At 72.7% G+C, this 19,307-nt stretch carries 19 protein-coding genes; 14 read left to right on the top strand and 5 right to left on the bottom strand.

Translation table 11 applies throughout. The annotated features are described in order from the left end of the window. The first annotated feature begins 242 nt into the window (after positions 1-242). Together KBX00_RS13800 and KBX00_RS13795 are read left to right on the top strand one after the other, a co-directional pair. Positions 243-1,532: a choice-of-anchor B family protein gene (locus KBX00_RS13800; protein WP_210826865.1), complete on the top strand. Its 1,290-nt coding sequence runs from the start codon at positions 243-245 to the stop codon at positions 1,530-1,532. Further along, the gene (locus tag KBX00_RS13795; protein WP_210826863.1) at positions 1,529-2,458 is read left to right on the top strand and encodes a hypothetical protein; all 930 of its coding nucleotides are present in this window, start codon (positions 1,529-1,531) and stop codon (positions 2,456-2,458) included. Before KBX00_RS13800 ends, KBX00_RS13795 begins: the two co-directional genes overlap by 4 nt. A gap of 94 nt (positions 2,459-2,552) precedes the next feature. On the opposite strand, the gene KBX00_RS13790 is transcribed toward KBX00_RS13795, so the two are convergent. Further along, positions 2,553-2,999, bottom strand: coding sequence for an SRPBCC family protein (locus KBX00_RS13790; RefSeq protein WP_093401307.1), 447 nt, complete (start codon positions 2,997-2,999; stop codon positions 2,553-2,555). Positions 3,000-3,185: 186 nt separating this feature from the next. Between KBX00_RS13790 and KBX00_RS13785 the strand changes: the two genes are divergently transcribed. The 4 genes from KBX00_RS13785 to KBX00_RS13770 all read left to right on the top strand — a co-directional run bounded on the left by KBX00_RS13785 (position 3,186) and on the right by KBX00_RS13770 (position 8,258). Further along, complete coding sequence (locus tag KBX00_RS13785; protein WP_301547886.1) at positions 3,186-4,532, top strand: GH1 family beta-glucosidase; 1,347 nt, start codon at positions 3,186-3,188, stop codon at positions 4,530-4,532. Further along, positions 4,529-5,800 carry an MFS transporter gene (locus KBX00_RS13780; protein ID WP_210826862.1) on the top strand — a complete coding sequence of 424 codons (1,272 nt, stop codon included), beginning with the start codon at positions 4,529-4,531 and terminating at the stop codon, positions 5,798-5,800. Before KBX00_RS13785 ends, KBX00_RS13780 begins: the two co-directional genes overlap by 4 nt. Positions 5,801-5,850: 50 nt before the next feature. Continuing rightward, positions 5,851-7,260, top strand: a complete 1,410-nt coding sequence (gene gltX / locus KBX00_RS13775) for a glutamate--tRNA ligase (RefSeq protein ID WP_307868606.1) — start codon at positions 5,851-5,853, stop codon at positions 7,258-7,260. Positions 7,261-7,610: 350 nt separating this feature from the next. Further along, entirely contained in the window at positions 7,611-8,258 is a 648-nt protein-coding gene (locus tag KBX00_RS13770; protein ID WP_210826861.1) for a hypothetical protein, read from the top strand. Between the two features lie 72 nt (positions 8,259-8,330). On the opposite strand, the gene KBX00_RS13765 is transcribed toward KBX00_RS13770, so the two are convergent. Beyond that, entirely contained in the window at positions 8,331-8,696 is a 366-nt protein-coding gene (locus KBX00_RS13765) for a hypothetical protein (protein WP_210826860.1), read from the bottom strand. Between the two features lie 167 nt (positions 8,697-8,863). Between KBX00_RS13765 and KBX00_RS13760 the strand changes: the two genes are divergently transcribed. The 6 genes from KBX00_RS13760 to KBX00_RS13735 all read left to right on the top strand — a co-directional run bounded on the left by KBX00_RS13760 (position 8,864) and on the right by KBX00_RS13735 (position 14,455). Continuing rightward, positions 8,864-10,111 carry a CdaR family transcriptional regulator gene (locus KBX00_RS13760; RefSeq protein ID WP_210826859.1) on the top strand — a complete coding sequence of 416 codons (1,248 nt, stop codon included), beginning with the start codon at positions 8,864-8,866 and terminating at the stop codon, positions 10,109-10,111. 78 nt (positions 10,112-10,189) lie between these two features. Further along, positions 10,190-11,179: an ACP S-malonyltransferase gene (locus KBX00_RS13755; RefSeq protein ID WP_210826858.1), complete on the top strand. Its 990-nt coding sequence runs from the start codon at positions 10,190-10,192 to the stop codon at positions 11,177-11,179. Next, positions 11,176-12,120: a beta-ketoacyl-ACP synthase III gene (locus KBX00_RS13750; RefSeq protein ID WP_210826857.1), complete on the top strand. Its 945-nt coding sequence runs from the start codon at positions 11,176-11,178 to the stop codon at positions 12,118-12,120. Before KBX00_RS13755 ends, KBX00_RS13750 begins: the two co-directional genes overlap by 4 nt. Before the next feature lie 83 nt (positions 12,121-12,203). Then, positions 12,204-12,443 (top strand): acyl carrier protein, encoded by a 240-nt coding sequence (locus tag KBX00_RS13745; protein WP_007072348.1) that lies wholly within the window; start codon positions 12,204-12,206, stop codon positions 12,441-12,443. Positions 12,444-12,445: 2 nt separating this feature from the next. Continuing rightward, positions 12,446-13,672, top strand: coding sequence for a beta-ketoacyl-ACP synthase II (gene fabF, locus KBX00_RS13740; protein ID WP_210826855.1), 1,227 nt, complete (start codon positions 12,446-12,448; stop codon positions 13,670-13,672). 150 nt (positions 13,673-13,822) lie between these two features. After that, the gene (locus tag KBX00_RS13735) at positions 13,823-14,455 is read left to right on the top strand and encodes a lipoprotein (protein WP_210826853.1); all 633 of its coding nucleotides are present in this window, start codon (positions 13,823-13,825) and stop codon (positions 14,453-14,455) included. Positions 14,456-14,469: 14 nt separating this feature from the next. On the opposite strand, the gene KBX00_RS13730 is transcribed toward KBX00_RS13735, so the two are convergent. Further along, a complete protein-coding gene (locus KBX00_RS13730) occupies positions 14,470-16,200 on the bottom strand; it encodes a glycoside hydrolase family 3 protein (RefSeq protein WP_210826851.1) in 1,731 nt (576 codons plus the stop codon). A gap of 50 nt (positions 16,201-16,250) precedes the next feature. Then, positions 16,251-16,742 (bottom strand): DUF3145 domain-containing protein, encoded by a 492-nt coding sequence (locus KBX00_RS13725; protein ID WP_164449338.1) that lies wholly within the window; start codon positions 16,740-16,742, stop codon positions 16,251-16,253. 304 nt (positions 16,743-17,046) lie between these two features. Between KBX00_RS13725 and KBX00_RS13720 the strand changes: the two genes are divergently transcribed. Then, positions 17,047-17,376: a hypothetical protein gene (locus tag KBX00_RS13720; RefSeq protein ID WP_210826849.1), complete on the top strand. Its 330-nt coding sequence runs from the start codon at positions 17,047-17,049 to the stop codon at positions 17,374-17,376. 140 nt (positions 17,377-17,516) lie between these two features. Here KBX00_RS13720 and KBX00_RS13715 read toward each other — a convergent pair whose 3' ends face one another. Then, positions 17,517-18,173: a carbonic anhydrase gene (locus tag KBX00_RS13715; protein WP_210826847.1), complete on the bottom strand. Its 657-nt coding sequence runs from the start codon at positions 18,171-18,173 to the stop codon at positions 17,517-17,519. A 150-nt stretch (positions 18,174-18,323) separates the two neighbouring features. Here KBX00_RS13715 and KBX00_RS13710 point away from each other — a divergent pair, with 150 nt between their 5' ends. Next, positions 18,324-19,247, top strand: a complete 924-nt coding sequence (locus KBX00_RS13710; protein WP_210826846.1) for an alpha/beta fold hydrolase — start codon at positions 18,324-18,326, stop codon at positions 19,245-19,247. Positions 19,248-19,307 lie beyond the last annotated feature (60 nt).

Raw genomic sequence — 19,307 nt, 5'->3', positions numbered from 1 at the left:
GGTAGTCCCGGTCGGACGGGCCCGGCGTGGTGTGACACCCGCCGGGCCCGTTCGCGCGCTATGACCCTTCCGGTATCGATGAGCATCTTTTTCGTGTAACACAGCGCATCCACAATTGCCGATAGGTGTTTCAGCTGTACCCCGGGACACCAGGTCGGCCCGTGGACCCACCCCCGTCGCGCCCGTCCACCGCCGGCCGGGGACGTCACCGCCGCCTCGGCGCGCGACGGGAGGGAGCGTTCATGCGAATCGTCCGGATCGGCCTCACCCTGGCCGTCGGCGCCCTGGTGGTGTCGATGCTCCCGGCGGGCTCGCCCTCGGTGGCACACGACCCGGCCACCCCGGCCGGGCGCGCCTCGGCCCAGGAGTTCATGGCCCAGCGCGAACCCACCCAGCAACTCGTCGCGGCCGCCGCCGCGACCTGCACCAACGGCCAGGCGTCGGGCTACCCCTGTCGCAACGTCGACCTGCTGTCGTTCCTGCCGCTGTCCAGCATCGGCGGCAGCCAGGCCAACGACATCTGGGGCTGGACGGACCCGCAGACCGGCAAGGAGTACGCGCTCGTCGGCCGGCGCAACGGCACCTCGTTCGTGGACGTGTCCAACCCGACCGCCCCGGTCTACCTGGGCAACCTGCCCGCGTACCAGAACCGCACCGCGATCTGGCGGGACATCAAGGTCTACCGGGACCACGCGTACGTGGTGGCGGACGTCTCCGGGCACGGCATGCAGGTGTTCGACCTGACCCGGCTGCGTGGCGTCACCGCGCCGCAGACCTGGACGGCGAACACGCACTACAGCCGGTTCGGCAACTCGCACAACATCGCCATCAACGAGCAGACCGGGTACGCGTACGCGGTCGGCACGAACACCTGTAGCGGCGGCCTGCACATGGTCGACATCCGCACCCCGAAGTCCCCGGTGTACGCCGGCTGTGTCAGCAACGACGGTTACACCCACGACACCCAGTGCGTGGTCTACCGGGGTCCGGACACCACGTACACCGGGCGGGAGATCTGCGTCAGCTCCAACGAGGACACGGTGACCGTGGTGGACGTGACCACCAAGTCGGCTCCCCGGCAGCTGTCCCGCATCGGCTACAGCGGGCGGGCGTACACCCACCAGGGCTGGTTCACCGACAACCAGCGGTACTTCCTGCTCGACGACGAGTTGGACGAGACCCGGCGCGGCGTGCGGACGCAGACCTACATCTGGGACCTGGCCGACCTGGACGCGCCCCGGCACATCGGCACCTACAGCGCCCCGTCCGGGGTGCAGGCCACCGACCACAACCAGTACGTCAAGGGCAGCTACAGCTACCAGGCCAACTACCGGGCCGGGCTGCGCATCCTGGACCTGCGCAACGTGGCCGGCGGGCAGGCCACCGAGGCCGGGTACTTCGACATCTACCCATCCAGCAACAGCGCCTCGATGAACGGAGCCTGGAGCACCTACCCGTACTACCCGAGCGGCATCGTGGTGGTCAGCGGCATCGAGCAGGGGCTGTTCGTCCTCCAGCCCCGCTTGTCATGACCACCACCGACCATCGGGTGGAGACGTCCGTCAGCCAGATCGAGGGGGCGTCCCAGCCGGGGCGCCCCCGCCCGGACCCGGCGCTGCCGACCGGCGGCACGCTCTGGCGGTACGCCGCCGCCGCGCTGGTGCTCGGCCTGACCCTGACCGTCGGGTTCTTCGCCGGGCGGGCCGGCGCCCCGGCGTCCGCTCCGGCCCGGCCGACGGCCTCCGGCGCGCATGCCTACCACGGCCCGGGCGGGCTTGAGGTGTCCCGCGACGGGTGGACCCTGGCCCTGGACACCCCGCGCCTGACCGCCGGCCGGCCGGGCGAACTGGCCTTCCGGATCACCGACCCGGCCGGCGCGGCGCTCACCACGTTCCAGGAGAACCACGAGCGCCGGATGCACCTGATCCTGGTCGGTCGGGACCTCTCCGGCTACCAGCACGTACATCCGGAGATGTCGGCCGACGGCACCTGGCGGGTCACGGTCACGCCGGCCCGGCCCGGCCCGCTCCGGGCCATCGCGGACTTCTGGCCGCAGGGTGCGCCCGCGGGCGTCACCCTGGGTGTCGACGTGCCGGTGCCCGGCCGGTACGCCGCCGGTCCGCTGGCATCACCGGAGGAGACGATCCTGGTGGACGGCTACACGGTCACCCTGGACGGTGGGATGCGGGCGGGCGAGTCCAACCAGGTGCTCGTCTGGCTCGGCCACGACGGGCGGCCGGTCGACGACCTGCAACGGCACCTGGGCGCGTACGGGCACCTGGTGGCGTTGCGTCAGGGCGACCTGGCGTACCTGCACGTGCATCCGGCGGCGGCCAGCCAGCCCAGTTCGGTGGTGGCGTTCGGCGTCACCGTGCCGTCGGTCGGCACCTACCGGCTGTTCTTCGAGTTCCGGCACCTCGACGAGGTCCGCGTCGCCGCGTTCACCGTGGTCGTGTGAGGTAACCGGGCGGCGACGAGCGGTGGCGGCCCGGGTGCCTCTGGAGGGGGCACCGGGGCCGCCACCTTCGCGGGTGACGCCGGGACGCGGCCCGTCAGCCGACGGCGGCCAGGTCGGTCAGCCGGGCCAGCGAGTCCTCCAGGTCGGCGCCGACCCGACGCAGGCCGAGCCGGAGCAGGGCGGCCTTGACCGGGCCGGCCGGCCAGCGCACGACGATGAGCCGTACGACCGTGCCGCCCTCCTGTTCGTCGGGTGTGAGCTGGACGTATATCTCGGTGCGCGCCTCCGCTCGGGCACCGGCGCCCTTGGCGCGTTCGCGCCAGCCGATCAGGGTCGGCTCCTGATAGGCGATCACCTCAGCCTCATGCGCGGCTCCGCGTCCGGCCTGGACCAGCTGCCGCCGGCCGAAGCCCTCCCCCGAGAGGACCTCGGCCGCGCGGACCCCGGCCAGCCAGGCCGGCAACTGCTCGGCCCGCTGCACCACGTCCCAGACCGCTTCCACCGGCGCCGCCACGTGCGCGCTGCGTTCCACGAGGATCATTTCCGTCTTCCTCCAGTGAGGACATCCCACGATATTCGGCACTCTATGCGCAAAAACGGATGTATATGGACGGGTTCGTAAAAGACACGCCGAAAGGTATTGCTTCTGGCCGCTCGGGAGCCTATGGCGCACGGTCTCGCGGCCCCCTAAAGTTCCGAGCACGTTTCGCGTTCACCGGGAGGGCGTATGTCGACCGCACCGATGCCCGAGTTCCCCACCGGCTTCCGCTGGGGCGTCTCCACGTCCGCGTACCAGATCGAGGGCGCCGCCGGCACCGACGGACGGGGACCGTCCATCTGGGACACCTTCGCGCACACGCCCGGCCGGATCGTCGACGGCAGCAGCGGCGACGTGACCTGCGACCACTACCACCGGTACGCCGAGGACGTCGCCCTGATGGCCGGGCTCGGCGTCACCGCGTACCGCTTCTCGATCGCCTGGCCCCGGGTGCTGCCCGGCGGCACCGGTGCGGTCAACCCCGCGGGGCTGGACTTCTACGAGCGGCTGGTCGACGAACTGCTCGCGCACGGCATCGATCCGGTCGCCACCCTCTTCCACTGGGACCTGCCCCAGCCGCTGGAGGACGCCGGAGGCTGGCTGAACCGGGACACCGCGCACCGCTTCGCCGAGTACGCCGACCTGGTGGCCGCCCGCCTCGGCGACCGGGTCCGGCTCTGGATCACCCTCAACGAACCGTTCATCCACCTGAGCCTCGGGCACGCCACCGGTGTGCACGCCCCCGGCCGGATGCTGCTCTTCGACGCCTTCCCGGTCGCCCACCACCAGCTGCTCGGCCACGGCCTCGCGGTCGCCGCGCTGCGCGCCCGCAGCACCAGCCCGGTGGCCATCGCCAACAACTACTCCCCGGTACGGGTCGCCGACGCCGGCCCGGCCGACGCCGCCGCGGCGGCGACCTACGACGCCCTGCACAACCGACTCTTCACCGATCCGCTGCTCGGGCGCGGGTACCCGGCGGAGCTGGGCTTCGACACCTCGATGGTCCGCGACGGCGACCTGGACGTGATCGCCGCGCCGATCGACGTGCTCGGCGTCAACTACTACAACCCCACCGCGGTCCGCGCCCCCGAGGAGGGCTCGCCACTGCCCTTCGAGCTGGTGCCGCTCACCGGCTACCCGCGTACCGCATTCGACTGGCCGGTGGTGCCGGACGGACTACGTGAGCTGCTCGGCCGGCTGCGCGACCGGTACGGCCCGGCGCTGCCGCCGATCCAGGTCACCGAGAGTGGCTGCGCCTACGACGACGCGCCGGATGCCGACGGGCAGGTGCCCGACCCGGACCGGATCGCCTACCTGGACGGTCACCTGCGGGCCGTCCGGGCCGCCATCGACGACGGGGTCGACGTGACCGGCTACTTCGTCTGGTCGCTGCTGGACAACTGGGAGTGGGCCGAGGGGTTCACCAAGCGGTTCGGCCTGGTGCACGTGGACTTCGAGACCGGGCAACGCACGCCCAAGTCGTCGTACGCCTGGCTGCGCGAGGTGATCGCGACCGATCGGCGGGAATCTCGGTGACCACCGTCGACCCCACCCCGGCCTCGCTGCCGGCCGCGCTCGCCGAGCCGACCGTGCCGGTCCGGCGCGGCTGGATCGCGCTGCTGTTCGCCGCCAACCTCGGCGTCTGGATGGCCTTCTTCACCCCGATCCAGGTGCTGCTGCCGCAGCAGATCGGGCAGATCGCACCGACGGACAAGGAGACCATGCTGGCCGTGGTCACCGGGTTCGGCGCCCTCGCGGCGGTGCTCGCCAACCCGCTCGCCGGTGCCCTGTCGGATCGCACCTGCCTGCGTCTGGGCCGGTGGGAGTTCGGTCGCCGGCACGTCTGGACCCTCGGCGGCGCGGTGCTCGGCGCGCTGGCCCTGGTGCTGCTCGCCCAGGCGCGTACCGTCCTCGCGGTGACCGTCGGCTGGGTGGCCGCGCAGGTCTGCTTCAACGCGATGCTGGCCAGCCTGACCGCCGCCGTGCCGGACCGCGTTCCGGTCGCGCAGCGCGGCGGCGTCTCCGGCTGGGTCGGCATCCCGCAGGCACTGGGGCTGGTCCTCGGCGTCGTGCTGGTCACCGTCCTGGTCACCGGCAACACCGCCGGTTACCTGGCCGTGGCCGCAGCGGTACTGCTGCTCGCCCTGCCGTTCGCCCTGCGTACGACGGACGATCCGCTGCCCCGCACCCACCGTCCGACGCTGCGCGGCCTGCTCGCCGGGATGTGGGTCTCACCGCGCCGGTACCCGGACTTCGGCTGGGCGTGGATCACCCGGTTCCTGGTCCAGCTGGGCAACGCCTTCGGCACGCTCTACCTGCTCTACTTCCTCACCGACGAGGTCCGCATCGCCGACCCCGAGGGCGGGCTGCTGGTGCTGATCCTGCTCTACACCGCCGGTCTGATGGCCACCACGGTCATCGCCGGCCGGCTCTCGGACCGCTCCGGCAAGCGGAAGGTGTTCGTGATCGCTGCCGGCGTGGTGATGGCCGCTGCCGCGCTGCTGCTGGCCGCCGCACCCACCTGGCCGGTGGCGGTGGTCGCCGCGCTGGTCCTCGGGGCCGGCTACGGGGTGTACCTGTCGGTCGACGCCGCGCTGATCACCCAGGTGCTGCCGAGAGCCACCGACCGGGCCAAGGATCTCGGCGTGATCAACATCGCCAACTCCGCGCCGCAGGTGCTCGGTCCGGCCGTCTCCGCGCCGATCGTGGTCCACCTGGGCGGGTACCCGGCGCTGTACGCGACCACCGCGGCGGTGACCCTGCTCGGTAGCGTCCTGGTCCTGAAGATCCGCTCGGTGCCCTGAGGCGTACCCCTTGGCCGAATGCGGTAGCGCGTCGCCGTAGGCTGGAGGTCGTGACGGTACGTGTGCGCTTCGCCCCCTCCCCGACCGGTATGTTCCACGTCGGCGGTGCCCGCTCGGCACTCCAGAACTGGATCTACGCCAGGCAGCAGGGCGGGGTGTTCGTGCTGCGCATCGAGGACACCGACGCGGCGCGCAACAAGCCGGAGTGGACCGAGGGCATCCTGTCCGCGCTGGACTGGATCGGCATCGAACGGGGCAGCTACGAGGGGCCGTACTTCCAGTCGTCGTACGCCGGTGAGCACCGGGACGCCGCGCGGCGGCTGTACGAGGCGGGTCGGGCGTACTACTGCGACTGCACCCGGGAGGCGGTGCAGGCCCGCACCGGCAACCAGTACACCGGCTACGACGGCTACTGCCGCGATCGGGCGTTGCCCCCGGGAGAGGGCCGGGCGCTGCGCTTCCGCACTCCCGACGAGGGCGCCACGGTGGTGACGGACCTGATCCGGGACGAGCCGACCTTCGAGAACAAGCTGATCGAGGACTTCGTCATCGCCCGGGGTGACGGCTCGCCGGTCTTCCTGCTGGCAAACGTCGTCGACGACATGACGATGGGGATCACCCATGTGATCCGGGCCGAGGAGCACCTGCCGAACACCCCGAAACAGCAACTGCTCTGGGACGCGCTCGGCGTGAAGCCGCCGGTCTGGGCGCACGTGCCGGTGGTGGTCAACGAGAAGCGGCAGAAGCTCTCCAAGCGTCGCGACAAGGTCGCCCTGGAGGCGTACCGGGACGAGGGGTACCTCGCCGACGCGATGTGCAACTACCTGATGCTGCTCGGCTGGGCGCCCTCCGGTGACCGGGAGATCGTTCCCTGGTCGGTCATCGAGGAGGAGTTCCGCCTGACGGAGGTGAACCCCTCACCGGCGTTCTTCGACGAGAAGAAGCTGCGCGCGTTCAACGGCGAGTACATCCGGGCGCTGCCCGTGGCGGAGTTCGTCGAGGCGTGCCAGCCCTGGCTGACCGGCACCGGCACCATCGCGCCGCCGCCCTGGCAGCCGGGCGAGTTCGACGCCGCCGCGTTCGCCGCGGTGGCCCCGCTGGCGCAGACCCGGATCGCGGTGCTCAGCGAGATCGTGCCGAACGTCGACTTCCTCTTCGTCGACTCACCACTTATCGACGAGGCGGCCTGGACGAAGGCGATGAAGGAGGGGTCGGCGGAGCTGCTCGACGCCGCCATCGCCGCCTTCGAGGCGGTCGACTCATGGGACGCGGAAACGCTCAAGGCCACGCTGGAGGCGGTCGGCGCGGAGCGCGGGCTCAAGCTCGGCAAGGCCCAGGCGCCGGTACGCGTCGCGGTCACCGGCCGTACCGTCGGTCTGCCGCTGTTCGAGTCGCTGGAGGTGCTCGGGCGCGAGCGCGCCCTGACCCGGATGCGCGCGGCCCGGGTCCGTCTGGTCTGACAACACGGCGGACCCGGGCCGCGGCGTGACAACTGGTTGTGCCGGCGGCGGTACCGTCGGGATCAGTAACGACACGCCGAACACCACTGCCCAGGACCACGACACGCGCGTTATTCTGCCCATCATCATGGCCTCCGCGAAGGTAAGATCCGGCCCGCTGCTTCGCGGCTGGCCGTTGAGCGAGTCGCAACGGCAGATAGTTCCAATTAGTTTTCCATCAGCTGCAACCGATCGGCGTTCCGCGGAGTCTTTGAGTGGGTACCTGTCCTGCGGGCAGGGTCACCACCGTCAGCCTTCCAACGTGTGACCCCTGCAGCACGGCCACCCATCGAACGGGGCGAGGAGGCGGCATGGTCCGACGGATGAGGCGACTGACCGGAGCGACGGCGGGTGCGGTGGCGGCGCTGCTGCTGTCGCTCACCTCCGCCGAGACGGCCGGGGCGGCACCGAAGACGCCGCCGGCCGGCGTGGACATCACCGGGCACGGGCTCGCCGAGCCGTTGCGGTTGCGTGCCGACACCCACCCCGCGCATGTCGTCGCCGTCATCGAGCAGGTCAACCACAAGGGCCTGGTCCGGCAGTCCGGCGGCCCGAAGAAGGCCGACCTCGGTCCGAAGTACACGGTCGTGGTGCTGGCCGGCGACGCTCCGAAGCAGACCTACGACCTGTACCCGAAGGCGGTCGGCGGGCCGCGCGTCTACCGCCCCGCCAAGCAGCCCGACCGCAAGGTCAGCGCAGCCTGGTATCTCGGCCGGGTGAGCATGTCCGAGACGCTGCGGACCGCCGGTGTGCCGTTGGAACGGACCTACGAGGCGGTCAGCGGGGGTGTCGGCGGAGGTGAGCGCATCATCCCCGAGGAGGCGCTCAACCCCGCGCAGGACATCAACGAGGCGTTCAGCGACCTGCGCCGCCTGCTCCTGCTGAACGTCGCGGTGGTGCTGGTGATCACCGTCGGACTCGCCGGGATCGCGCTACTGATCCGCCGCCGTACCCGCTGAGCCACGTCGCGCTCGCGGCCCGTCCGAGCCGCGAGCGCGCACCGCGGTGCCCGGACTGACCTGTCCCGCCGCTCAGCACCAACGACCCGGCGGGCGTTCCCGCCGTAGGTTGCGGTGCGCCGGACGGACCGGACCGTGCCGGTGCGCCCCGGCCCAGCCGGGCAGGTCACTGCGGCACCCACCGGCCGTCGGGTCGGTCGGCCCGGCGGTGGCCGGCTCGGTGGTGCGTTGGCGAGGCACCGGCGGCTCGCCGCCGAGCTGCCGGGCGGGCGCGGGGTCGTCCTCCGGACGTTCCGGCACGCGACCGGCGACCGGCTCGGCCGGATGCGCCAGGCCGGGCGGCCGGCGGTGGTGCTTGGCGAGGGCCGGCTGCTCGTGCGGGCCCGGTCGGCAGGGCTCCCCCTGGGCACAGCCGTGGTCGGCCTCCCCGTACGCCATCGGCGTCTCCTCACACTCGCCCTCACCCGCCGGTGCCCACCCGACGTGCCCTGTCACCGTACTGGCCGGTTCTGACCGGCCGCGCAGCGCGTACCTGTCGACCGGCCAGCGTCCCGGCGTCGACGCCTGCCGTCGAGGTCCAGCTCAGCGCATGTCAGGCTAGGCGGGTGAGCGAGTCGGGCGGCACGGACCTGTCAGCCACGCTGCGCCGGATCGAGCGGGCGGCCGGCGCACTGGCCACCGCGAGCGTGGTCCGGATGGACGAGACCCTGCCCTGGTTCCGGGAACTGCCGGCCGACCAGCGCTCCTGGGTGATGCTGGTGGCCCAGGCCGGCGCCCGCTCCCTGGTCCAGTGGTTGCGCTCCGGCGGCGGGGCCGCCGAGGGCACCCAGGAGGTTTCCGACGAGGTGTTCGCCACCGCACCGCAGGCGCTGGCCCGCTCGATCACCCTCCAGCAGACCGTCGCCCTGATCAAGGTCACCATCGACGTCGTCGAGGAGCAGGTCGGCGACCTCGCCGCCCCCGGCGAGGAGCCGCAGCTGCGCGAGGCGGTGCTGCGGTACTCCCGGGAGATCGCCTTCGCCGCCGCCCGGGTCTACGCCCGGGCCGCCGAATCGCGCGGTTCCTGGGACGCCCGGTTGCAGGCCCTGCTGGTGGACGCGCTGCTGCGCGGCGACTCGCCGGACGTGCTGGCCAGTCGGGCCGCCGCGCTGGGCTGGACGGACGCGCCGCCGGTGGCGGTGGCGGTCGGTCACTCCCCCGGCGGCGAGGTCGCCGCTGTCCTGCACACCGTCTACCGGCAGGCCCGCCGGATCGGGGTGGAGGTGATCGGCGGGGTGCACGGCGACCGCCTGGTCATCGTGCTCGGCGGTGCGGCGGACCCGGTCGCGGCCACCGGCAAGCTGCTCACCGCCTTCGGCGACGGACCGGTGGTGGTCGGCCCGGCGGTGCCGAGCCTGGACGAGGCGACCGAGTCGGCCCGGGCGGCGTTGGCCGGATACCGGGCCGCGCCGGCGTGGCCGGCGGCACCACGCCCGGTGCACGCCGGTGACCTGCTGCCCGAGCGGGCCCTGGCGGGCGACGCCGAGGCCCGCCGGCGGCTACGCCATGACGTGTACGCGGTGCTGGTCCGCGCCGGCGGCGAGCTGCTGGAGACGTTGGACGCCTTCTTCGCCGCCGGCGGCACGCTGGAGAGCGCCGCCCGGGCCCTGTACGTGCACCCGAACACCGTGCGCTACCGGCTGCGGCGGATCTCCGAGGTGACCGGGTTCAGCCCGCTGGCGCCCCGGGACGCGTTCGCGCTGCGGGTCGCGTTGACGGTCGGCCGGCTCGACCCGGTGGTGCCGACCCAGACATTGGCCCCACCAGTCAGTAAAAGATCACAGCATGGTGATGACCAGCGTCAGTCTTTGTAGGATCCCTCCAACTGTCCTAGTGCGGTTTGGTGCCAGCCGGCACAGCGCAACCCATGGGTATCCAGGAGAGTCATAGACGTGCTCGCCGTACTCTGCCCCGGCCAGGGTTCTCAGAAACCCGGCTTTCTGACGCCCTGGCTCGACCTGCCCGACGCCGAGGCCCGACTGCGCTCGTGGTCCGAGCTGGCCGGCGTCGACCTGGTGCACCTGGGCACCACCGCCGACGCCGACGAGATCCGGGACACCGCCCGTACCCAGCCGCTGCTGGTCGCCGCCGCGCTGCTCGCCGCCGAGCACCTGCCGATGCGCCAGGTCGCGGTGACCGCGGGACACAGCGTCGGTGAACTCGGTGCGGCGGCGCTGGCCGGAGCGCTGCCGGCGGAGGCGGCGATCACTCTCGCCGGGGTACGCGGCCGGGAGATGGCCGCCGCCTGCGCGCTGGAGCCGACCGGCATGGCCGCGGTGCTCGGTGGTGACCCGGACGACGTGACCGCCGCGATCAGCGCGCACGGGCTGCACGCCGCCAACCGCAACGGCAAGGGTCAGGTCGTCGCCGCGGGCGCGCTCGACGGGCTGGAGAAGCTGGCCGCCGAGCCCCCGCAGCGGGTCCGGGTCGTCCGGTTGCAGGTGGCCGGCGCGTTCCACACCCCGTACATGGCTCCGGCGGAGGCGGCGCTGGCCACCGTCGCCGCCGGGATCACCCCGAGCGATCCGGACCGCATCCTGCTGTCCAACCTCGACGGGACGGCGGTCGACACCGGCCGGGAGCTGCTCGACCGGCTGGTCCGCCAGGTCACCGCCCCGGTCCGCTGGGATCTCTGCATGGCCACTCTCGCCGCCCTCGGCGTGACCGCCGTGCTGGAGCTGCCGCCCGCCGGCACCCTCGCCGGCCTGGTCAAGCGCGAGCTTGCCGGCGCCGGTGCGCCGGAGATCGTCACCGTGAAGACCCCGGACGACCTGCCCGCCGCCCGGGAGCTCATCGCCCGGCACGGCACGGCCGTGGACGGTCCGGTCAACGAAAACAGTCCGCTCACGTCTCGCGACCACGCTGGGGAGGCCTCGTCATGACGGGCAGCCGAATTCTGTCCCTCGGGCACTACCAGCCGTCCCGGGTGGTGACCAACGACGAGATCGCCCAACTGGTGGAGACCAGCGACGAGTGGATCCGCGACCGGGTCGGCATCGCGACCCGCCGGATCGCCGGTGACGAGACGGTCGCCGACATGGCCGCGGCCGCCGCCGACAAGGCGCTGGCGAACTCCGGCCTGACCGCCACCGACATCGACCTGGTGGTGGTGGCCACCTGCACCTCGATCGACCGCAGCCCGAACGTGGCCTGCCGGGTCGCCGCCAAGCTGGGGATCAACGTCCCGGGGGCGTTCGACGTGAACACCGCCTGCTCCGGCTTCGCGTACGCGCTGGGCACGGTCGACCACGCGATCCGCGCCGGCGCGTCCCGCAACGCCCTGGTGATCGGTGCGGAGAAGCTGTCCGACTTCACCGACTGGACCGACCGATCCACCTGCATCATCTTCGGCGACGGCGCGGGCGCGGCCGTGGTCACCGCCGCCGCCGAGGACGAGCCGGCGGGGGTCGGCCCGGTGGTCTGGGGATCGGTGCCGGAGCGCGGCGACGCGGTACGCATCGAAGGTTGGCGGCCGTACGTCGCCCAGGAGGGTCAGACGGTGTTCCGCTGGGCCACCACGGCGCTGGCACCGCTCGCCCTGCAGGCGTGCGAACGCGCCGGTGTCGACCCGTCGGAGCTGGCCGCCTTCGTCCCGCACCAGGCCAACGCACGGATCATCGACGGCATCGCGAAGCGGCTGAACATCCCACAGGCGATCATCGCCAAGGACATCGTCGAGTCCGGCAACACCTCCGCGGCCAGCATCCCGCTGGCCCTGTCCAAGCTGGTGGAGCGCCGCGAGGTGCCCTCCGGTGCCCCGGTGCTGCTGTTCGGCTTCGGCGGCGGCCTGACCTACGCCGGTCAGGTCGTCCGCTGCCCCTGATACCCCCACGGCGCTCGGCGCCGAGGAACGACGGGTGGCGTCGCCACCCCGTCGAGAGAACCCGATGAGAGGAACCCACCGCAATGACCCGTGACGAGATCACCGCCGGCCTCGCCGAGATCCTCGAAGAGGTTGCCGGGGTGAACCCGGACGACGTGGCCGAGGGGAAGTCCTTCACCGACGACCTGGACGTCGACTCGCTCTCCATGGTGGAGGTCGTGGTCGCCGCCGAGGAGAAGTTCGGCGTCAAGATCCCTGACAACGAGGTACAGAACCTCAAGACCGTCGGGGACGCTGTCAGCTACATCGAGGCGCAGTCCTGATCATGAGTCGCATCGACGTCGTCGTCACCGGGCTCGGCGCGACCACCCCGCTGGGCGGGGACGTCGCGTCGACCTGGGACGCCATGCTCGCCGGCCGCTCCGGGGTGAGTTCACTCGCCCAGGAGTGGTCCGCGCAACTGCCGGTCCGGATCGCCGCCCAACTCGCGGTCGATCCGGCCGGTCTGCTCGACCGGGTGAAGCTGCGCCGGTTGGACCGCTCCGAGGCGATCGCCCTGATCGCCGCCCATCAGGCCTGGTCGGACGCCGGCCTGGCCGACTCCGGCCTCGACCCGGAGCGGCTCGGTGTGAGCGTCGGCTCGGGCATCGGCGGGGCGCTGACCCTGCTCGCCCAGGACGACGTGCTGGAGGCGTCCGGTCCACGGCGGGTCTCCCCGCACACCATCCCGATGCTGATGCCGAACGGACCGGCCGCCTGGGTCGGCCTGGAGCTGGGAGCCCGCGCCGGGGTGCATTCCGTGGCCAGTGCCTGCGCGACCGGCGCGGAGGCGATCGCGCTCGGCCTGGACATGATCCGTGCCGGCCGCGCCGACGTGGTGGTGGCCGGCGGCACCGAGGCGGTCATCCACCCGCTGCCGATCGCCGGCTTCTCCTCGATGCGGGCGATGTCCACCCGCAACGACGAGCCGGAGCGGGCCTCCCGCCCGTGGGACAAGGGCCGCGACGGCTTCGTGCTCGGCGAGGGCGCCGGCGTCATCGTGCTGGAGCGCGCCGACCACGCCGCCGCCCGGGGCGCCCGGGTGTACGCGCGGCTCGCCGGCGCGGGCATCACCTCCGACGGCTTCGACATCGTCCAGCCGCACCCGGAGGGCGCGGGCGCGATCCGGGCGATCGCGAAGGCGATCTCCGACGCCGACGTGGCGAAGTCCGACATCGTCCACGTCAACGCGCACGCCACCTCGACCCCGGTGGGCGACATCGCCGAGATCACCGCGTTGCGGGCCGCACTGGGCGACCACCCGGTGCTCACCGCCACCAAGTCCATGTCCGGTCATCTGCTCGGCGCGGCCGGCGCGCTGGAGTCGATCGCCACCATCCTGACGATCCGCGACGGCGTGGTGCCGCCGACGATCAACCTGGACGACCCGGACGACGGTCTCACCCTGGACGTGGCGGCCAACAAGGCCCGGCACATGGACGTACCCGCCGCGCTGAACAACTCGTTCGGCTTCGGCGGTCACAACGTGGCGCTGGTCTTCACCCGGCCCTGAGCCGACTCGGGTGTCGGGAAACGCCATGACCTGCGGTGTTTCCCGACACTCCGGGACCGACGGGGCAGCCGCCCGGCACCACGACTTGACGCCCGCCCGCCACACCGCTTTGCTGGCTCCCTTGTCGATCAATGACGGGGGTTGAGGCACGTGAGACGACTGACGATCGCGGCGGCGACGTTGACCATCGGACTGCTCGGTGGGTGCGGCGACACCGGGGAGGTTGCCGGCGGTACGACCGGAGAGCCGTGGCACGACGAGGTGGCCGCGGCGGAGGCCCTCGGCACGGTCGGCGGCGGTGCGCCCTGCCCGCTGCCGGTCACCTTCGGGCTGGCCGACGGCTGGGAGGCGGAGCCGATCGAGACTCCGGAGGCCACCGACGAGTTGGGTGACCTCGTGGCGGAGGCGCTGACCCGCCGCGGCGGTTCGACAGTGCGCTGCGAACTGGACGGACGTGCGGCGGTGCCGGGTTTCCTGCGCGTCTGGACGGCCGACGACGCGAGCACCCCGGCCCGACAGGCGCTGGAGGCGTTCGTCACCGCCGAGCCGGAGTCGAGCGGGCCGCAGTACCGCCAGGCCCGCGTTGGCGACCTCGACGTGGTGGAGGCGACCTGGCTCAGCCGGCGGGCGCTCACCGACTCCGACGTGCGGGAGTGGGCGCTGGCCGTGACGGTGGCCGACCGGACGGTGCTCATCGAGGCGAGCAGCACCAGCCTCGGTGAGCCGCTCGACGTGCTGCCCGCGTACCGGCTGGCCCGCGACACCCTCGTCGCGGCGCCCTGATCCCGGGCGGGGGGTCAGTCCGCGCAGGTGGTGGGGGGCAGCCCCGGCACCTTGACCGGGGAGCGGCCCGCGGGGCGAGCCTTGCCGGCGAGCACGTCGGCGAGCGCGGTCATCGAGGCCCGGCTGGACGAGTAGGTGGCCAGCAGGGTGGCCGATTTCGCCTTGGCCAGCACGTACGGGGTGTCCATGGCGACGGTGACGGCCGCGCCGGTGCGCAGATCCTGCGCGCCGTCGCCGTAGCCGACCAGATGCACCACGGTGCCACCCTTGGGCACCACCTTCACGCCGGCGGCGGTCAGGGCCTCGGTCAACGCCGCCCGGGTGTGCGCCCGCCCGCCCGACGAGGTGACGGTCACCGGCCCACGGACGCCGGTGTCGCACCGGCCGCGCAGCACGGTCACCGCGCCGGCGGCCAGCGCGGTGGCCGCCTCGCGATGTGCCATTGCGCCAAGCGTGGACAACTCCGGTGCGGGTGCGTCGCCAAGGGTGAACTTCATGGTCAGCACGCGGGTGGCCGCCTCGACCAGTCGGCTGCGGGGCAGCGTGCCGTCGCGCAGCGCGGTCAGCAGCCCCTCGTACGCCTGGCCGACGTGCGGCGGCATGAGGATCAGGTCGTTGCCGGCCTTCAGCGCCCGCACCGCCGCCTCGCCCGGCGGGAAGCGACGGGCCGGCGCCATGTTCATCCCGTCGGTGATCACCACACCCTGAAAGCCGAGTTCCCCGCGCAGCACCTCGGTGAGCAGCTTGTACGAGAAGGTGGCGGGCACGCCCGGGTCGATCGAGCGCACGTCGAGGTGGGCGGACATCACGGCCAGCGCGCCGGCCTCGATGCCGGCGGTGAACGGCGGCCACGCCTCGGCCGCCAGCTTGCCCCGGGACTGCGGCAGCCGGGGCAGGTCCGTGTGGGAGTCGACGGCGCTGTGCCCGTGCCCCGGGAAGTGCTTGAGGGTGGCGGCCACCCCGGCGGACTGCAGCCCGCGTACCGCGCCGCCGACCTGGTCGGCCGCCCGCTGGGGATCCGAGCCGAAGGACCGGGACCCGATCACGGCGCTGCGGGTCACCAGCACGTCGGCGACCGGCGCGAAGTCGACGTTGACGCCCATGGCGGTCAGTTCGGTGCCGGCGGCACGCCAGGCGGCCTCGGTCAGGTCCGGGTCACCGGCGGCGCCGGCACCGAGCGCGCTGGGCAGCATGGTGACCCCGTCGGTGATCCGGGTGACCACGCCGTACTCCTGGTCGGTGCCGATCAGGAAGGGCGCTCCGCCGGCGGTCAGCCGCCCGGCGGCCTCACGCAGCCCGGTAGTCAGTCGGCGGACCTGCTTCGGGTTGTCGACGTTCGTGGTCTCCTGGTTGCCCTGGGTGGGGTCGTCCGCGCTGAAGCCCACCAGGATCAGCCCACCGAGACGGTACTTCTCGATCATCTCGGCGGGCGTGTCCACCCCGGCCAGCGCCCGGTTACCGGCCGCCGAACCGGACGACACCTTCGTCGCGTGGTCGCCGTAGGCGTACGGCATCAGCACCTGGCCGACCAGGTCCTCGTCGGCGAGTTCGGCGACCAGGGTCGCGGCCAGGGTGGCCGGATCCTCGGGCGGGGCGCTCGACGGCGGCGCGGGTTGCGGAACCGGGGTGGAGGCAGGGCCCGCCGAGGGAGATTGACCGGCCCCGGAACAGCCGGCGACGAGCAGCGCGGTCACCAGGCCGAGCGCGGCGGCGACGCGCCGAGGGGTAGTCGACACGCGGACCATCCCACCAGTTCACCGCGTACCGGGCAACTCGACCTCGGCCCGCGCCCCGGTCAGCCCACCCGGGTGAGCAGGGTCACCGGCGCGCCGTCCCCGGCGTGACGGTACGGCTCCAACTCGGCGTCCCACGCGGTGCCGAGGGCCTTGTCGAGGGCGTGGGCCAGGGCCTCCGGCGCCCGCGCGCCCGCCATGATGCTGCGCAGCCGGTCCTCGCCGAGCTGGATGTCCCCGGCGGCGCCCACGGTCGCCCGGAACAGGCCCCGGCCCGGTACGTGCATGAAGCGCTCACCGTCGACGCCCGGACTGGGCTCCTCGGTGACCTCGAAACGAATCATGGGCCACTGCCGGAGGGCAGCGGCCAGTTCGGCGCCCGTTCCCGGGCGACCGGACCACCCGCACTCGGCCCGGCGGGCACCGGGATCGACGGGCTGGGCCGTCCACTGCAGGTTGACCGGCGCGGCGAGGACGCGCGCGATCGCCCACTCGACGTGCGAGCACACGGCGAGCGGGGTCGAGTGGACGTATACGACGCCACGCGTTGGCACGGTGACCTCCCGGAGTGCGAGGTGCGTCTTCCCCTACGACCTCGCCCGATCCGGGCTTGTGGAACACATGATGACTGCTGTGACGGATGGTACGCCAGGGAATCGGAAAATCCGCCGCCCGGAATACCCGGACAGGTGACCGGGGTTCCACCTCGTGACGCCGCGATGACCAGCCGGCATCGTGGGTCGTGTACAGTTCCATCGGCGGCCTGTGCCGCGTAAGCCTCCGCGGGTCTCGCCTTGACGGCGCCCGCATCAGCCCCCGGACGTTCCGTCCTCCGTACGTCTTGCAAGGAGTACCTCCGTGGCGAGCAACACCTCTAAGACCGCGCGCGCGTCAGTCCGGGCCGGCCAGGCTGGCCAGGGTGGCGCCCTCAGCGTGCTGGGCGAGTTCAAGTACGTCATCCCGCTCAACGGCGGCAAGCACGCCTACGTGCGGAACCTGACCAACGGCAGGACGGCGCACCTGCGCACCGACTCCGAGGCTTTCGTCGAGGAGATCCGGGTGTTGGCCGCCGCCGGCCACGCCGCCAAGATCCGGGCCGAGCTCAACGGGCTCAACGCCGCCCACCCGGGTGACGGCTGGGACGCCACCGAGAAGCGCCTGGTCGAGGCCGGCGTCTTCGAGGCCTGATCGGCCGAGGGCACGCCCTCTCCGCACCGCCTGTGAACGCCCGTCGGGTCGCCCCCGGCGGGCGTTTCGCCGTGCGCAGCGACCGCCGGTGACCGCGCCGGCTGCGGCGATCCCGGCCGACGAGGTCCGCCGCCGGCCGCTCAGGCCCGTTCCGGCGGGTCCAGCAGGGCGACCTCGCCGGTGGCGAGGTCGTAGCGGGCGCCGGTGACGGCGAGCCGGCCGGCGGCGACCGGCGGCGCCAGCCTCGGGTCGGCGCGCAGCGCGGCGACGGTGCGGGCCACGTGCCGGCGGACGGCCAGCGGCAGCAGGTCCGGCTCGTCCAGTCCCACCTCGGTGACCGCCGGCGCGATCCGGTCCACCAGATGGGCCAGCGCGCCGGCCGGACGCCGACCGCTGCGCAGCGCGTCGATGGTCGCCTGCACCGCGCCGCACCGCTCGTGGCCCAGCACCATCACCAGCGGTACGCCCAACACCTCGACCACGTACTCGATCGAGCCGAGCACCGCCCGGTCCAGCACGTGTGCCCCGGTGCGGATGACACAGATCGAGCCGAAGGTCTGGTCGAAGATCGCCTCCAGCGGCACCCGCGAGTCGATGCAGCCGAGCACCACGGCGTACGGCTGCTGGTCGCCCGAGGCGGTCGCGGCAGCGGCGGTCACGTCATGGCCGTGCACCGGCTGGCCGCTGACGAAGCGCCGGTTGCCGGCGAGCAGTTCGGCCAGGGCCGCGCGCGGCGTGCCCCCGCGGGCCTGACCGGCGAGCGCGGAGCCGGCGGGTACTCCCCCCGTGGTTGCCATGCCTCTCAGCCTGGCCGGGCCGTCGCCCTCGGCGGAGCCGATCGACGAGATCTTCTCAACAACCCGGTTGGCGTGTTGTCATGACGGGTAGCCGGTGTTACCACCGGGTATCCCCGGTGTTACACGACCGTGCGCCGTTGGGAGGTGGCGATGCCGGAGCCGACCGAGGTACGGCTGGGCGACGACGTGCGCCTGCACGTGGAGACCACCGGCCCGACCGACGCCGAGGTGACCGCCGTGCTGCTGCACGGCTGGACCCTGGACGGACGCAGTTGGCACCGGCAGGTGGCCGCCCTCCGCGAGACGTTCGGCTCGGTCCGGGTGGTCACCTACGACGCGCGCGGGCACGGCCGGTCCAGCTGCATGACCCTGCCCACGGCCACGCTGGCCCAACTCGGTGACGACCTGGCCGCGGTGCTGGACGCGGTGGCGCCCACCGGCCCGGTGGTGCTAGTCGGCCACTCGATGGGCGGCATGACCATCATGGAGTACGCGCACCGCCACCCGGACCACTTCTCCCGACGCACCGCCGGTCTGGTCTTCGTCTCCACCACCGCCGAGGGGCACACCCACACCGTCTACGGTCTTTCTCCCCGGATCGCCCGGATCATCCGGCTGGCCGAGACCACCGGAGCGGGAGTCCTCGCCCGCTGCGGCGCCTGGCGACCGCCCCGGGCCCTGCTGCGTGCGCTCCGCCCGAGCATCCGGTGGATGCTCTTCGGGGACCGTTGCGACCCCACCGACATCCGGCTGGTCACCTCGGCCGTGGCCCGCGCCTCGCTTCGGTCGATCGGCGGGTTCCGGGCCTCCATCGGCACCCAGCACCGGCTGGACACGCTCACCGCACTGGCTCACCTGCCGGCGGCGGCGCTGGTCGGCGACCGGGACCGGCTCACCCCACCGCCGTGCGCGGAGTCGATCGCCGCCGCGCTGCCGGCCACCGACCTGACCGTCTGCCCCGGTGCCGGACACATGCTGATGATGGAGCGGCCCGAGGAGGTCAACGCCGCCCTGGCCGGCGTGTTGCGCCGGGTTCTGGATGACCTCCCGGCCGGACGGCGCATCCCCGGCTGACCGTCGAGCACCCCCGGCCAAGGTGCCCCTCCGGCCAGGTCGAACGCGGGGCGTAATCTC

The organism is Micromonospora sp. C95, from assembly GCF_018070465.1.
Lineage (GTDB): Bacteria > Actinomycetota > Actinomycetes > Mycobacteriales > Micromonosporaceae > Micromonospora.
This window is presented reverse-complemented; position numbering and strand designations above follow the sequence as displayed.

Excerpts from the sequence above, each read along its gene's own strand:
- KBX00_RS13800 (WP_210826865.1), top strand. The coding sequence starts at position 243 with ATGCGAATCGTCCGGATCGGCCTCACCCTGGCCGTCGGCGCCCTGGTG.
- KBX00_RS13795 (WP_210826863.1), top strand. The coding sequence starts at position 1,529 with ATGACCACCACCGACCATCGGGTGGAGACGTCCGTCAGCCAGATCGAG.
- KBX00_RS13790 (WP_093401307.1), bottom strand. The coding sequence starts at position 2,999 with ATGATCCTCGTGGAACGCAGCGCGCACGTGGCGGCGCCGGTGGAAGCG.
- KBX00_RS13785 (WP_301547886.1), top strand. The coding sequence starts at position 3,186 with ATGTCGACCGCACCGATGCCCGAGTTCCCCACCGGCTTCCGCTGGGGC.
- KBX00_RS13770 (WP_210826861.1), top strand. The coding sequence starts at position 7,611 with ATGGTCCGACGGATGAGGCGACTGACCGGAGCGACGGCGGGTGCGGTG.
- KBX00_RS13765 (WP_210826860.1), bottom strand. The coding sequence starts at position 8,696 with ATGGCGTACGGGGAGGCCGACCACGGCTGTGCCCAGGGGGAGCCCTGC.
- KBX00_RS13750 (WP_210826857.1), top strand. The coding sequence starts at position 11,176 with ATGACGGGCAGCCGAATTCTGTCCCTCGGGCACTACCAGCCGTCCCGG.
- KBX00_RS13745 (WP_007072348.1), top strand. The coding sequence starts at position 12,204 with ATGACCCGTGACGAGATCACCGCCGGCCTCGCCGAGATCCTCGAAGAG.
- fabF (WP_210826855.1), top strand. The coding sequence starts at position 12,446 with ATGAGTCGCATCGACGTCGTCGTCACCGGGCTCGGCGCGACCACCCCG.
- KBX00_RS13730 (WP_210826851.1), bottom strand. The coding sequence starts at position 16,200 with ATGGTCCGCGTGTCGACTACCCCTCGGCGCGTCGCCGCCGCGCTCGGC.
- KBX00_RS13715 (WP_210826847.1), bottom strand. The coding sequence starts at position 18,173 with ATGGCAACCACGGGGGGAGTACCCGCCGGCTCCGCGCTCGCCGGTCAG.
- KBX00_RS13710 (WP_210826846.1), top strand. The coding sequence starts at position 18,324 with ATGCCGGAGCCGACCGAGGTACGGCTGGGCGACGACGTGCGCCTGCAC.